We start from the raw sequence: 15191 nt of genomic DNA, 5'->3' as shown, positions 1-15191 counted from the left end.
GACTATCTGGCTCCCTCATGTAGTGGAATGCCGTGGGTAGGAAGCCTGTTTAACCAGCGCTCATTACCCTCGTTGATAATACGAACCACAGCTTTTGCTGAGATGGTTGCACCTGTAATGGCATCAACTTCATTGGGAGCGTTCTTCATCCCTTTTTTCACGGTAACTATTTCTGGATCAATAGCAAGATTATCAAAATTGGATACAAATGAGAGGTCCTTGTATATTTTGTCTCCAAGCCCTGGAGTCTCACGGCTCTCCAGAATCTCCATACCTACTACTTTACGTGACTCTGGAATATATCCATACAGTATCCCGATAGTGTCCTGAAACCCCGGACCGGCACTGGGGAGGGCATAACCGACGAACTCTCCATGCTGGTTATATCCACCGTAAAGGGTGTTTTCATCTTTACCTTTTTCTGTACGGAAACGCAGGCCGTCTGCATCTAGCTGAAACTTTTTCATCTCACTTACCCCTGGCAACACCTTGAATACAGCCTCTCTCAACTCTCTGGCTTTATTGTCGGTAATTGTCTGCAGAGTAGCCTCATAGATGGCAACAATTGCCACGCCTGAAATTAGCCCAGCTATTGCCAGTGTGGAGATCAGGCGGGTGGAGGTGGGTTCGTCACTCATTTCCTGCTCCGGCCAAAGACTCTGGGTTGGGTATAACGGTTAATCAGTGGGGTGGCGGCATTCATAAAGAGAATGGCATATAGTATCCCCTCTGGTAGCCCACCAAAGTTACGAATTAGCACTACCAGGAATCCAACTCCGCAACCAAATATCCATGCCCCTTTTGTAGTGACAGGTGAGGTGACAGGGTCGGTTGCCATGTAGATTGCACCAAGCATCATTCCGCCAGAGAAGAGGGTGAAATGGATATCTGGGAAACGGGCTGGATCGATTGCCTGTAACAGTAGGGTAAAGACCCCTACAGAGAGAAAGATTGCCAGTGGTATTCTCCACTCCAGCGCACGACGTAACAGCAGGTATAGTCCTCCAACCATCAGTAGCAGGCCACTGGTCTCTCCAAGTGAGCCAGAGGTGTTGCCAAACATCAGGGAGAATATTGGGGTATCAATCTGCTCAAACTTCATCAGGCCAAGTGGGGTTGCGGCACTCATGCCATCCATGGGGGGAGACTGCATGAATGGCATGGCAAGGGTGCTTGGGTGTAGGCTGAAGAAACTGTCAGGCCCCGCAGCGATATGCCATGTCGTCATTGCTATTGGAAATGTTCCAAGCAGAAAGGCACGACCCACAATGGCAGGGTTGAATAGATTATTACCAAGACCTCCCCAGATTATCTTGCCGAGCCCAATAGCAACTACTCCTCCCAGCCACGCCATCCACAGCGGAAGAGCAGGTGGTAGGGTCATACCCAGTAATATTCCAGTAAGTAGTGCACTGCCATCACCAAGCGTAATGGAGCGGCTCTCTCTGGAGGTAAAAACCCACTCTGTCATCAAGGCACCAAGAGTGGTCGCAGTAACCACCAGCAGTGCACTCAGGCCAAAGAACCAGATCCCTGCAAATAGTGCAGGCATAAGTGCCAACAACACGTCACGCATTGCAGTCGGTACAGTCAGCCCCTGTTTTACCAGAGGTGATGGCTGCAGCAGAAGATTCGGGTCATCCCTGTTCATGCTGCCTCCTCGACAGGGTGCTGGCGCATATTGTCTTTGGCTGTTCTAATCAACTGCACAATCGGGATATTGGATGGGCATGCAAAGCTGCATGCACCGCACTCAACACAATCCATTACATGGTAATCAATAGTCTCTTCATAACGTCTGTTGCGACTTAACAGTGCCAGCCGTGATGGATTGAGAAAGTATGGGCATGCCTCCAGGCAGCGCCCACATCTAATGCATGGGTACTCATGGGGTCTGGCTGTCTCTTGCTCGGTAAATGCAAGAATGGCTGAGCTTCCCTTTAGAATGGGAACATCCAGACTGGCTATAGGAAATCCCATCATGGGACCACCCATTATTACCTCTCGAGTTTTGTCATTGAGCCCACCACAGAATTTCAATACATCCCTGACTGGAGTACCAAGTGGAACCAGAAGATTTGCTGGTTGATCAATGCCAGGGCCAGAGACTGTGACCACCCGTTCAATAAGTGGGGATCCGGTTGCAAAGAGGTCAGCAATCGCTACAACGGTGCCGCTGTTGTTGACAGCAACCCCGATATCTCTCGGTAGTTGACCGGCAGGAACCTCTTTGTGGTAGACAGATTGAATCAACATCTTCTCTGCACCCTGGGGATACTTCACCTCCAGAGGGGTTATGGTTATTGGCAGTTCCGGGTTTTTATCAAGAGCTTTTTGGAGATTTACAATCGCCTCTGGCTTATTTTTCTCTACGCCAATATTGGCTCTCTTGGCCCCAAGTTTTTGGCGCAGGATTTCGGTTCCGTTAATAACTTTTTCTGGCTGCTCAACCATTAAGCGATGATCGTTGGTAAGGAACGGCTCACACTCTGCACCATTGATCAGCAGATCATCAATCACGATGCCGTCTGGAATCGAGTATTTAACATGGCTGGGGAATGCTGCACCACCCATTCCAACTACTCCTGCCTGCTGTACAAGTTCAATAAAATCATCCAGAGAGATGGTCTCCCAGGATGGGGGAGGGGTGGTCTCTACCCTCTGGGTGGAAAATGGATCAGCCTCGATGACAATGGCTGGTTTAAATGATCCATCCAGTGTGCGTTGAGGGCTTATTTCACTTACTGTGCCGGTGACTGGGCTGTGTAGAGCGGTAGATATGAAGCCTCCCGGTTTGGCAATCATCTCTCCACGTTTCACGCTCTGACCTTTTTTTACAACAGCTATGGCTGGCGCACCTATATGTTGCCCCAGCGGCATTACATAACGGTGACCAAAAGGTACCCGCTGAATTGCAAGGTCTGCAGTCTGCCCCTTGTTGTGGGCAGGGTGTACACCGTGTGCAAAGCTCTGTCTGAAAAGTGAAAGGAGACCCATAAACTATTAATGGTTAACTGTTCAGTAATGCAGCCATATGTTTTCCGATCTCGGCAGGAGAGCGGGAGACTGTGACCCCGGCTGCCTCAAGGGCGCTTATCTTGTCTTCCGCTGTTCCCTTGCCACCAGAGATGATTGCACCTGCATGACCCATTCTGCGTCCTGGAGGTGCGGTCACTCCGGCAATATATGCTACTACCGGCTTTGTTACATTCTGGCGAATATACTCTGCGGCCTCCTCCTCTTTGCTGCCACCAATCTCACCAACCAGTACAATTCCCCTGGTCTGTTCATCCTGCTGGAACAGCTCCAGACAGTCGATAAAATTCATGCCATGGATTGGATCTCCTCCAATACCGATACAGGTACTCTGTCCAAGACCCTCATTGGTGGTCTGGAAGACCGCTTCATAGGTGAGGGTGCCAGAACGGGAGACTATGCCAATTGCCCCCTCCTGGTGAATATTGCCAGGCATGATTCCAATCTTGCAGGCTCCGGGGGTGATGATGCCTGGACAGTTGGGTCCGATAAGGCGGGTGTCTGGAAAGTCTTTCAGGAATGCCTTTACCTTGATCATGTCCTGAACAGGAATGCCCTCGGTAATGCATACGATCGTCTTGATACCACCGGCAGCAGCCTCAAAGATTGCGTCCGCCGCAAAGGCGGCAGGAACATAGATCATGCTGGCATCAGCACCGGTAGCGTCTACAGCATCTTTTACAGTGTTGAATACAGGGCGGTCAAGATGGCTCTGGCCACCTTTCCCCGGGGTTACTCCTCCAACAATATTTGTTCCGTAGGCAATTGACTGCTCTGCGTGGAATGTGCCCTGTTTGCCTGTGAAGCCCTGGACGATGACACGAGTATCGTTGTTAATTAAAATGCTCATCTCTACTCTCCCTCCTGGCTATTGGTTGAAGAGACTGCCTTCTTGGCAGCCCCTGTAAGGGTCTCTTCAACATCAATGTTGAGTCCACTGTTTTTCAGGAGATCCATCCCTTGCGGAGCGTTGGTTCCCTCCAGACGAACAATTACCGGGATCTCTATACCAACCTCCTTCACAGCCGAGATTATTCCCTCGGCAATCAGATCACAGCGCACGATGCCACCGAAGATATTTACCAGAATGGCCTCTACCTTGGCGTCACTGAGGATCAGCTTGAATGCAGCGGCTACCCGTTCTGCAGTTGTACCGCCACCGACATCAAGAAAGTTTGCAGGGTCTCCGCCATGGAGCTTGATCAGATCCATTGTAGCCATAGCGAGACCGGCACCATTGACCATGCAGCCAATATTGCCGTCCAGAGTTATATAGTTCAGGTCGTGTTTGCTTGCTTCGAGTTCAGTCCTATCTTCCTGTGACGGATCATGTAGTTCCTGTAGTTTCGGGTGGCGATAGAGAGCGTTATCATCCAGGTTGATCTTGGCATCAAGCGCCAGAAGATCTCCATCACCAGTTACTATAAGAGGGTTAATCTCTACCAGACTAAAGTCGTTGTGAGTAAATAGACGGTGCAGACCGCTAACAATTTTGGTCAACATCCCAATCTGTTTGCCCTCCAGCTCCAGCCCAAATGCCAGTTGGCGGCATTGGTATGGCTGCAGACCAGCAGCACTATGGGCATGTACTGTAAGTATCTTCTCGGGAGTTTCGGCAGCAACCTGTTCGATATCCATTCCACCAGCCGCAGATACCATATAGACAATCTGTTCGCGATCGCGATCAACCAGTGCGCCAAGGTATAACTCTCTACTGATATCCAGTGTCTGTTCAATTAATACCTTCTGGATAGGCAGGCCACGACCATGGGTCTGAGGGGTGGTTAGGGTGCTACCCAGCATCTCATCACTGAAGGTAGAAAGTTCATCAATGCTCTTTGCTATTTTTACGCCTCCAGCCTTGCCGCGCCCACCAGCATGGACTTGCGCCTTGGCAACCCAGGCCTCGCCACCAATATCGTTGGCAGCCTGCGCTACCTCACCAAGACGTTCGATGGTTACTCCAGCAGGTACGGGGATCCCAACCTGTTCAAAAAGCTCTTTGGATTGATATTCGTGAAGGTTCATTAATTACGTTCCTTGTAATTGCTAATTTATTGGTCTGGATCAGACTGGCTGTCAGTTAGTGCAACCAGTTGATCAGTTATGCGTTGGGTAATCTCGGACTCCAGCCGGTTTCTTAGTGTCTGGAGCTCCTCTTGGTGCTCTCTGTTCAGTTCATCAATCTCTCTTTGATGGTCGGCAGAGATATTGCTCTCTGCCTCTCTCTTAACCTGTTCAGTAAACGGAGTAACGATTCCGGCGAGCTCCTGGAGCATCTGCCACTGCTCAAGCAGTTGCCCCAGACGACTGGCAAAACCGGGATTGATTGCATGTTCTTCGAAAACAGGAATCTTGTTGTTCTGGGCCCTGGTATCAAGCTTGAGCCACTCCTCAAGCTCTACAGCTTTGCTCTTCTGTCCATTGGAGAGGCTGGTGAACTGTCCCGAGAAACGTTCTTCGCTGATTGCCCACTCTGCAATTGATCTGCTCTCGGTTGGATTTCCTTCCAGGCTAATGCGTGTTCCAAAGACTCCGTCAGCAGTCGGGTTGTAGCTAAATAGAGGAGTGGCATGTCCGTTGAGGGCCAATTCAGCCTGTCTGATTGTCGCCTCGGGATTAAATCCATGGCGTTGTGGGCTGGGCACATAAATTCTTAGCAGGGCAGGTCCAGAATGACGCAGTGATTCACGTACCACTCTATTTAGATGGTCAGGGGCGGCGATTGAGCTCTGTGCAACGTAAGCATTGCGTTGGGAGAGGGCAGTCAGAGCAAGCTCCGAGCGGGCATCGGAGTGGGTGTCACTAAACCCAAGATCCATTTCTGCCAGCACAATAACCTTTATGGGGAGTCTGCTGTTAAGTAACCAGATAAGTTCCCCTGCAGATTCTGCACCCAGCGTGGTGTCATTGCCAATTAGCAATAGAGGAGGCGATTGCTGTAGTTCATCTCTGCTTAAATCCCCCCAGACAAGCTGTTCTGTGGCCTTGCGTTCTGCAAGAGAGCCATTCTTCAGTAGTAGTTTTGCTTTGCGCAAAATGCGATGAATCTCTGTGGCCTGTTCCAGTTGACCCTCTATCAGGCCGGATGCAAGGGCACCGACCTCTCCTGCAGATCCAATAACTACAGGGACCTGGAATGGGTTGGATGGAAAGGTTCCCGCCCAGGCTGCTGCAGTTCCAGGAGCAAATACCATGCTATAGCGGGAGCGTCCCAGAGAGTGTTCTCCGCTTGCAATCCTTTCTCTCTCTGTGCGGATTCTCTCAGCCAGATTTATCCACTCTTTCAGCTCTTCCGCATTTACACCATCACTTTCAATATTGGCAGTCTTTTCTGCCAATGCACTCAGATCAATTTGCCTGCTGGATACGCTCTCAAGACCTTCTGCCAGCGAGGAGAGATCATCGGCATGAGAGGCTACTGCCAGTTTTTCCCGGATTCCGGAGAGTAGCTTTTGATGAGTCTCATCAATATTCTCCAGAAGTCTGTGTACCATTGGCTGTTGATGATATTCGGTTATCCCCAACAGTTGTCTGATAGCAATTTTCTCACCAGAACCTGGTTCTGCAGAGTCACCACCAGCCATTGCCATAGATGCATGGCGAGAGAGCATGGTTGCATTGAGTGTGCTGATTTCCGGACGAGCACCATAATCAATAATGGTTGTTGAGCTACTGTCTGGAAGTTGCTCCCATACTCTCCAGCTCTTATAGGCGTGGTCCAGCTCTTCATCACTCTGTTCCTGCATAGTGAGTGCAGGCGTATCTGATTCTGTTTTACAAAGTTCGGCACAGATTCCACATCCCTTGCAGCTGTCAGGGTTGACTACAATTGATAGCAGCTCCCCGGATTGTGCTTTTAGCCGTTCCGGGTGGTGGAAAAGAGGTTCTGTATGGATGAGAGGGAGCTCACCAATGTTGGATGCAAGCTGTGATATGGCATCTTCCGCACTGGTTCTGCGTTCATCCGGGAGGGGGGAGTGTGTCATTAACTCATCCCAGCTTTTTTCTAAAAGCTCTTTAGCTTCACCGCTGTTGATGGTGAGGCTCATCTGTTTGGCGAGTTTGGATAGGTGGGGGCGCAGTGCATCTGCTCCTCCCATCTTTATACCTGCCTCCAGAAGTTGGGTGGGAGAGAGGGAGACAGCTACAATTGCACTGTCAGGACAGTTACTCCAACACTTGCCACATCCTGTGCACTGCTCCGGATTGAGAAGAGGCAGAGTGTTGCAGCCAGTAGTGATAAATGTTGAGGTTAGCGGAGGAATGTGACCAACTGCAGCGAATGGATCAATACCCTGGTTACTCTCCATCCCGTCCCGGTAGAGAACTCCGGTCTGATCCCAGAATCGTGACAGGTTCTGGTATCCGCTATCTTGATCAGATCCCAGGTGGCGTACTGCCATAGGGGTATGCTGTGAGTTGGATGGTGTGGAGGGGTGGCTGTTGTTCTCTCTCCCTCCAGTAATGCCAAGTTCCCCCAGTTCAGGATAATTCCTCTCCAGCAGGTCAGTTAGGACCTGCTGTTTTGGATTGCTGTTGTTGGGTAGTGGGGTAACTCCAACCCTTATAGCGTCATCATGGTGAGGAGCCTTAAACGCTGCCACCAGATCAGAGTCGTGAACAGGAAGTCCTCCAACTCCATAGATGACGGAGTTTGCCTTACAGTTATGTGAGAGCAGAGGCAAAACTTCTCTATACAACTGAGGCTTTTCATCAAGCAGTGATTCACTGCGATCAAGGATTATAGCCTCACTACAGTTCTGTAGAGTCTCATGTAGTGTTTTGGCAGGAAATGGTGCAAGCAGATGAATACTAGCTACAGCAATCTCTTTAAGTTGGTTGGAGATGTTATTACAACGACCTGTTATTGATCCATAGCAAACAATAATCTTTTTAGCTCTCTTCTTGCCGAGGTAGGTGACAGCACTGTAATTTCTACCTGTTAGTTGAGCGAAACCGGTGAAGGTATCCTGCAAAATTTCCTGAACCAGTGCTCCAAAGAACTTGGTGTGAGAGATGGTGCCAAGCCCAAAACTGTATGGGTCTCGATAGCTTCCCTGTAGTGTTGGATTATCCAGACTGTACCAATTTGGCACCCGGCGGCGCTCTTCTCCAAATACAAGTTGCTGGGCTGGCTCTGCAACCGGAATTGAATCAGCATAGTTGCCAACCAGGTTTTCGATAAGTTCTGGAGATGGCAGTTCAATCTGTTGTGGTGATGACGCGGTTTCGTGACCATCCATTATTACTATACCTGGAACAAGTGCCTTCTCAGCAACTGCTCTGGCAATCAGGGTGAAATCAATGGCCTCTTGTACATTCTGTGCATAGAGAATAAATGCTCCACTATCTCTGAGTTGATGAATACCTTCATCACTATCTTCATGGCTTTCGCCATTCAGGGGAAGTGCCTTGCTGGTGGCATGGATAACCAGTGGCAAGTGGTGACCAACTGCACGTCTGACAAGATCCTGTGCATTGGCAAGGTCACTTGACCATAGACTGCAGGAGGCCCGTTTGCCAGCCATCGCAAGCCCCATGGCCGCAGATAGTGCACCACGAGCACTTCCGCTCTCTATGTTAAGGAGTGGCTTTCCAAAAAGATTAACCTGTTGACGCTGCTGTTCGTTACGCCATGCAATGGAACCTTTCTCAGGAGGGAAGGCCTCACCACATGCGGCAGCCTCCGATAGAATGCTCTCAACTGTAGCTACCGCAACACTACCATTTAGCGTTGTGGTAATACCGTGACTGTCTGTTTGCAGAGTGTTATCTGCTCCGATGACTTTGCGGTAGATGCGGTTTGCGATTTCAGCGAAGCTGGGCATAACGTTTTTGACCCTCGGTCAGGTTTCTGTTTTTGCGGTCAAACTGTCCACCATCTATCCATATAATGGCTTCAGTGGGGCAGCGATAGGTGGCCTCTGGTGTCTCTTCCACCATGCTACTGTAATCTACAACAGGCAGGCCATCCACCATCTCTATCAAGCCAGGATTGGCATCTGTTGCACAACGTCCACAGCCATCACAGGCGGTACCACATAGTGAGAGAATCGCATCCCCCTCCAGTGGGGCACTGCATTGAACCAGGAGGTGTTCATTAATCGGGTGAATCTTGAAAAGATCCTTTGGACATGCAACTACACAATCCTCACAGGCTGTACATTTATCCAGATCCACAACCGGGAGACCATTGGCATTCATGTGAATGGCATCAAAATCACATGCGATCTCGCAGTCTGCCAGTCCCAGACATCCCCATGAACACCCTTTGCCACCTCCAGAGACTACAGCAGCAGCGCGGCAGCTATCAAATCCCTGGTACTCTGCAATCTGCCAGGCCTCCTCTTTGCCACCAGCACAATGAAGACGGGCAACCCGTTTTATCTGTGAGCCAGCATCAACTCCCAGGAATTCGGCAATTTCCTCGATCTCATCCTTGGGGGCAACCGTACATTGGCTTGGTTCCACACTGCCTTTGATGAGTTCTTCAGCAAAAGCACGGCATCCAGGAACACCACATGCACCACAGTTGGTGCCAGGTAGCATCTCTTCTGTCTCATCAATTCTGGGGTCTTCGTCTACCTTTAGCAGACGATAGGCAACAGCAAGAATTACCCCGAAAAAGAGTCCTATTCCCATCATTATAGCTGGAGATGCTAGCAGACTGTTCAAGGCTGCTCCTATCCCTGGTTGAATGGGGCTGCTCTCTCGATCAGCTCATCCAGATCAGGTTCACTGCTATTGAGTGGCATTCCAGGGTGGATACAGCGGGATGGACATATTTCTGCCGCTTCAACCAGTTCCGCATAGGTTCCAGCATTGGGGTCAGCTATGTATGCCTGTTTATCATCGTTGTAGACAAACATTTGTGGATTCATATTGGTGCAATCATTGCATGTTGTGCAGAGAATGGATTCGATCCATGGGTCTTCAGAGATCTCGATAACAGGCTCCTCCTCTGAAGCCATCTCTTCGACAGCCTCCTCGGTTGGTTCGGAGTCTTGCTCTTCTGTCTCTGTAGTAGTTGCAGTAGTTGCAGTAGATCCAGCGCCGGCAACGATATTCTGTTCGAGGTTCATTCCCATCAGCACCTTAGCCAGTTTACTCATCACCGTTGCTGTTGCATCGGCCTGTAGTTGACTAATCTCCTCGGCGTGACTCTGCTGAAGCTCACTGATAATGCTGTTCTGTTTTGCCTCCATCAACAGGTTAGCCTCATTGACAGCCTGGTCTGCGTGTGGATTACGTACTCCAGAGAGCTCCTGCAGGGTATGCCAGTAGTTGAGCCTATCCTTGCACGCAAGCACCAGTTCTCGGGATACAACAGCTCTGTGGAGCAGGTTATCCTTGTTGATAGTCCAGACGAATGGTACTAGAGAGAAGCTGTTTTCCTCGGATTGTTGCAGATACTCAGCAATTGGAGTTAGAGCCTCGGACTCAAAATTACCAGGAATAAGGCGAAAATGGTTTCTGAGTTTAGGTACCAGCAGTGCATAGTCGGCAAAGGTGAAGGCGAATTCCGTATGAGTCACCTCACCATTCTCATTTTGATAGCTGAACGGATGGATGGCCCAATCCTTTTCAGGCTGCGGATTGACACTAAAATTCATCCGCTCGGCAAAGGTATCCCCCAGTTCTGGATTCATCCGGAAGAAGGGGTGAACACGCCCCTCCAGGGCAGCACTGGCCACCATCCATGGATCCATCAGGAACTGTTTTCTGCTCTTCTGGATTGATGGATCGATCATGTGAGGATCATCTTCCTGCAGATTACTGGTAATCTGAACCCCGGTATTAATCAGGTGGACTCCAGTGTGGGGAATCTCGGTTGCCTCCAGGAAGCTGCTCATCAAATGTTGATAGCGAGCAGCAGAGGTTTGGGCCACGTAGCATTGACGATGTGCTGTTGCTATATACCCTAGTTCCAGACGGAAATCATGGAATGGGGACTCTTCTTCACTAGCAGCAGGATTACTATGACCCTTGACTCGAGTCAGGATCTGAATGGGTCGTCCGGAGCCCAGTAGCTGAGAGAAGGAGCTAAGCCCCTCACGGGCCAATCGATTTGCCGGCTCTAAAGCAACCGTTGCTGGAACAAGTAAGAGTTCCTCCTTTGAAAAAGCCTCCCAGTTAAAGTTGGCAAACCAGGGGTCATGAACAGTTGCATCATAACTGTTGTCAATCTCCAGGCGGGCAATTCTGCATGCAGTAAAGAGCTCGGCAAGCTCATTTGCCTCACTGTCGAATATGGATGTCGCCTTGTGACAAGGGTCTGCATCAACTGTAGTCTCAAAGTGGTTGGGATGATCAGCCCATGGACCAGAGAAGTCGCCAGTATGGATAAAGCGTACCTGAACAGGATCTCGCTGGAACTGGTTTATGATCTCTGCTGCATGAGTGATTCTATCCTTGCGCGCCTCAGACATGGTGACTGTGCCACTATTCTGGGGAAGCACTGAAGAGAGGGCCTCGGAATTAAAGCGATTGGCATTGCTGCCAACACTTTTCTGTAGTGCAGAGGCGCCCATTGCTTCACCTGATTTGCGCTGCTCGATATCAAGAATCTGATTGAGTTGGCGGCGTAAATCCTGGAGCTCAATCTCAAACTGGTCCCAGCGCTCTTCAGAGCGTCCATGGACCAGATGAATCATTAGATGAATTGCGGTATAGCGATCGTATGGGAGGAGTTGATCCGCTTCACTGAAGAAACCCTTAAGTTGCTCAAGATCATTCTCGACCGCCTTCTGGTTGTCACCAGATAGAGAGAGGTGCTGTAACAGTGCTTCAACAGAACGGTTTACTGCCGGGAAGAGCTGGAGTGGCCCATCATGCCCTTCCAGCTCACCTCGAATTGCATGTTCCAGCCAACCCAGGTTATCTTTAAGTATTCGTGCACCATTCTCGCCGGGGGCAAATTCTGCTACAGACTCCTGGAGAAATGTGGAGAGAGGTAGTGCATATTGACTGCTCTGGCGGGACTCTCTGGAGAAGAGAACCAATGGATAGTCATAACTAATCTTTGAGACATCACGAAATGGACCAAGCAGTGCAGGAAGATAATCACTGCCAATCTGTCTGGTCTCACGTTCTACACTAGGGTCTCCAAGGTGAAAGTGGTGAAGAGTCCTTAGAGTTTTGGTCTCTGATTCTGGCTCTGATTGCGTAGAGTTCAGTATGGGAAGTGAATGTGCACTACTCATTGGGTTGAATATTCCTCTTTAGATCGCAAACGCATCCAGGGCGTCATTGGTTGCAGCAATCTTTATTTCATCCGTAGCATCGTGGCCGACGCTAGAGAGGTCACTGTAGCAAGGGATGTTACTATTCTGATAGAGGAGACCAACAGGAATGATTCCCTTCTCGGTCTCGTCACGTGCAATTTGAAGAGCTTCAGCCATATCTGCAGGGTCATGTTCCATGGTTTCAGGAAAGAGCTTTTCAATTCCCTTGGCGACGGGGATCCCGTTTTCATGGGTCAGTAGACGCAGTCTGGAGGCATCCTCCTGAAGCTCCTTGGTAATGGAGTCTACAAAGACCGGGCAACGCTGAATGATTCTGACAAAACTTGTCCCCTTGTGTTTGTGTGCCGCCTTCAGAGTCTCGTGCAGCAGGGGAGGGTTCCAGTCCACAACCTGCGCAACAAATGATGCGTTGGTGATTCCCAGAGTAACTGTATTGGGGTTGAGCATATCCAGAGATGCTCCCTGCGGATGAGTGCTGGTCTTGAACTCGATTGGGGTGGTTGGAGAGGTCTGCTTTTTGGTCAATCCATAGATCTGGTTGTCAAAGACAAGCACTGTCATATCCATGTTATAACGCACGGCATGAATCCAGTGAGCTGTACCAATAGAGAAACAGTCACCATCTCCGGTAGCTACCCATACATCAAGATCTGGGCGTCGAGATTTTACCCCGCAGGCCAGAGGGAGGGCGCGACCATGGAGCCCATGGAGTCCATAAGTTGCCATATAGTGTGGCATCCGGCTTGAGCAGCCGATTCCGGAGACAAAAACTGATTTTTCCGGTGGTAGCTGAGCATCACGCAGGATGCGATGAGCTGTTGCCAGTACTGCATGGTCACCACATCCGGAGCACCAGCGTGCCTCATTTCCTTCATAATCATCCAGGGTGAAGTAACGCTCCTGAATATCGAGGGACCAATCTGCCTTGATTCCAAACATCGTTATTCTCCTTTGTCCTGTGAGGATCGGTTGTCAGTAACCTGATCCAACCGTTCCTGAATGGCGTTCTCAATAAGTTCCGGTTGCAGGGGGTGTCCATAGACCACTGACCAGCAGTCCACATCAACCAGAGTCTGAATACGTAGTATGCTAGCCAGCTGTGCGTAGCGACGGTTCTCATCGGTAATCATCGGTGCCTTGGGGTCGTCACTGTAGTTGACCTCTACCGTAATTACCTTTTTGAATCTAGAGAAAATCTCTTTTAGTCCAGGCTCCAATGGAGAGAGGAATCGTAGGTGTATTGAGGAGACCTTGCTCCCTTTTTCACGAAGATTATCAATTGCCTCGTTGATTGCGCCATAGGTAGAACCCCAGCCAACAACTAACAGGTCTCCACTCTCGTCACCGTGTATTTCTGGAGGAGTCAGGGTGCTTTGCAAGGTGGCCAGTTTGCGACTACGCATGCTTGTGCTGTGCTGGTTCTCGGTCGACTCATAGGATACCTTGCTCTGTTTGGTGTGAGAGAGGCCTGTCAGTACATATTCACCCCTGGGCATTCCCGGGATTGGGCGTTGTGAGAGCCCGGTTTTTTCATCCCAGTCATAGGCTGGAACATCCGGGTTCCATTCTGATTGATCCAGTGGTGGTGCCAGCATGTCACGGCTCAATTCCGGACGTACCCAAGGCTGTACCCCGGTTGCCAGATTTGCATCTGTCAAGACGATTACTGGGGTGCGGAAGGTTTCAGCCAGTTTGCGGGCCAGCACTACCATACTAAAACACTCAGCAATGGTGGCGGCAGCAAGTATAATCTTGGGCGCATCTCCAGGCATGCCATAAAGGGATGAGAGGAGGTCTCCCTGCTCAATTTTGGTGGGGAGACCAGTAGATGGCCCGCCACGCTGAACATCTACAATCACCAGCGGGATCTCTGCCATTACTGCCAGAGCAATGTTCTCGGTCTTCAGTGCCATACCTGGACCTGAGGTAATTGTGCAGGCTGTTTTGCCAGCGTAGGAGGCACCAATTGCAAATGCTATTGCCGCAATCTCATCCTCTGCCTGATGAACGAAGCCTCCAGCTGCCGGGTAAACATCTGCCAGATAGTGTGAGGCAGAGGTTGCCGGAGTAATGGGGTACATGGAGACTAACTCCATTCCAGAGGCCATCACCCCCAAACCAATTGCAGTATTCCCGTTAGTGACAACCATTTTCTGACTGCCCATCTCTTCTGCTGGAGGAATATCAAAGAAATAGTCGCCAACATGCTTCTCTGCAAAGGCGTAACCAGCATCAAACAGGTTTTGATTGCTGGTGATGATCGCGTTTTTCTTGCCGGCAAAGGTGATGGCAATCTCGTTTCGGCTCATCTCTTTGTCGCGGTTATAGATTCGGCAGAGCATGCCGAGGACAAACATGTTTTTCCCTTTGCGGGGGTCTTTGACTACCTCCAGACAGGCCTCGTGGATCGGTAGCTCATGGACAACCAGCCCATGCTCACGGAATTCGACAACGGCCTTTCTATACATCTCCTGAATTTCTGTGGAAGCATCACTTTCCCAGCGATTATCCAACAGAACAATAGTGCCTTTTTTGTAGGCACCATTGGCTATTCTGGAGTAGAGAACCTGTTCATTGAAGGCGACAACCAGGTCACCCTCATTGCCGACATTGGTCATATATTTAGAGCCAAAGCGGATACGAATACCACTGGCTCCAGATGGGGTGCGCGCAGGTGGCTGGATCTCGGCAGGGATAATTTCTACCGTCCAGACTCCATTGTTCATTTTGGCACTTATATTTCCGAAGGTCTGCCCACATTTTTGGGCTCCTTCTCCAGAGTCGCTTACAATTTCTACAATATTTTCTTTGATGCTAGTTGGTTGCACGAACGATTTCCTCGCAGAGCTTTTTCTTTTGTTGACCTTGACAGGTCGGTGGCAATAGCCGCTAATCATCTCATGAAAC

General features: G+C 49.9%; 10 protein-coding genes. All 10 read right to left on the bottom strand.

Annotated elements, in window-relative coordinates; all coding sequences use genetic code 11:
* Positions 1 to 2 precede the first annotated feature (2 nt).
* From H8D24_02700 to H8D24_02655, 10 genes are read right to left on the bottom strand one after another with little or no spacing between them, the layout of a single operon-like run.
* The gene (locus H8D24_02700; GenBank protein ID MBC8519300.1) at positions 3 to 638 is read right to left on the bottom strand and encodes an FMN-binding protein; all 636 of its coding nucleotides are present in this window, start codon (positions 636 to 638) and stop codon (positions 3 to 5) included.
* Complete coding sequence (locus tag H8D24_02695) at positions 635 to 1651, bottom strand: RnfABCDGE type electron transport complex subunit D (protein ID MBC8519299.1); 1017 nt, start codon at positions 1649 to 1651, stop codon at positions 635 to 637. The genes H8D24_02700 and H8D24_02695 overlap by 4 nt, the downstream gene beginning before the upstream one ends.
* On the bottom strand, positions 1648 to 2997 hold the full coding sequence (rsxC, locus tag H8D24_02690) for an electron transport complex subunit RsxC (GenBank protein MBC8519298.1): 1350 nt from the start codon (positions 2995 to 2997) through the stop codon (positions 1648 to 1650). Before rsxC ends, H8D24_02695 begins: the two co-directional genes overlap by 4 nt.
* Before the next feature lie 13 nt (positions 2998 to 3010).
* Positions 3011 to 3886 (bottom strand): succinate--CoA ligase subunit alpha, encoded by an 876-nt coding sequence (gene sucD / locus H8D24_02685; GenBank protein MBC8519297.1) that lies wholly within the window; start codon positions 3884 to 3886, stop codon positions 3011 to 3013.
* Positions 3887 to 3888: 2 nt separating this feature from the next.
* The gene (gene sucC / locus H8D24_02680; GenBank protein MBC8519296.1) at positions 3889 to 5064 is read right to left on the bottom strand and encodes an ADP-forming succinate--CoA ligase subunit beta; all 1176 of its coding nucleotides are present in this window, start codon (positions 5062 to 5064) and stop codon (positions 3889 to 3891) included.
* Positions 5065 to 5090: 26 nt separating this feature from the next.
* On the bottom strand, positions 5091 to 8867 hold the full coding sequence (locus H8D24_02675) for a 4Fe-4S binding protein (protein ID MBC8519295.1): 3777 nt from the start codon (positions 8865 to 8867) through the stop codon (positions 5091 to 5093).
* On the bottom strand, positions 8851 to 9684 hold the full coding sequence (locus H8D24_02670; GenBank protein ID MBC8519294.1) for an RnfABCDGE type electron transport complex subunit B: 834 nt from the start codon (positions 9682 to 9684) through the stop codon (positions 8851 to 8853). Before H8D24_02670 ends, H8D24_02675 begins: the two co-directional genes overlap by 17 nt.
* 38 nt (positions 9685 to 9722) lie before the next feature.
* A complete protein-coding gene (locus tag H8D24_02665) occupies positions 9723 to 12242 on the bottom strand; it encodes a ferredoxin (GenBank protein MBC8519293.1) in 2520 nt (839 codons plus the stop codon).
* Positions 12243 to 12260: 18 nt separating this feature from the next.
* Positions 12261 to 13223, bottom strand: coding sequence for a 2-oxoglutarate oxidoreductase (locus tag H8D24_02660; protein MBC8519292.1), 963 nt, complete (start codon positions 13221 to 13223; stop codon positions 12261 to 12263).
* Between the two features lie 2 nt (positions 13224 to 13225).
* The gene (locus H8D24_02655; protein ID MBC8519291.1) at positions 13226 to 15181 is read right to left on the bottom strand and encodes a 2-oxoacid:acceptor oxidoreductase subunit alpha; all 1956 of its coding nucleotides are present in this window, start codon (positions 15179 to 15181) and stop codon (positions 13226 to 13228) included.
* Positions 15182 to 15191 lie beyond the last annotated feature (10 nt).

It is taken from the genome of Candidatus Thiopontia autotrophica, assembly GCA_014384675.1.
Classification (GTDB): domain Bacteria; phylum Pseudomonadota; class Gammaproteobacteria.
Note: the sequence above shows the minus strand (reverse complement) of the source record. Positions and strands in the feature narration are given on the sequence as shown.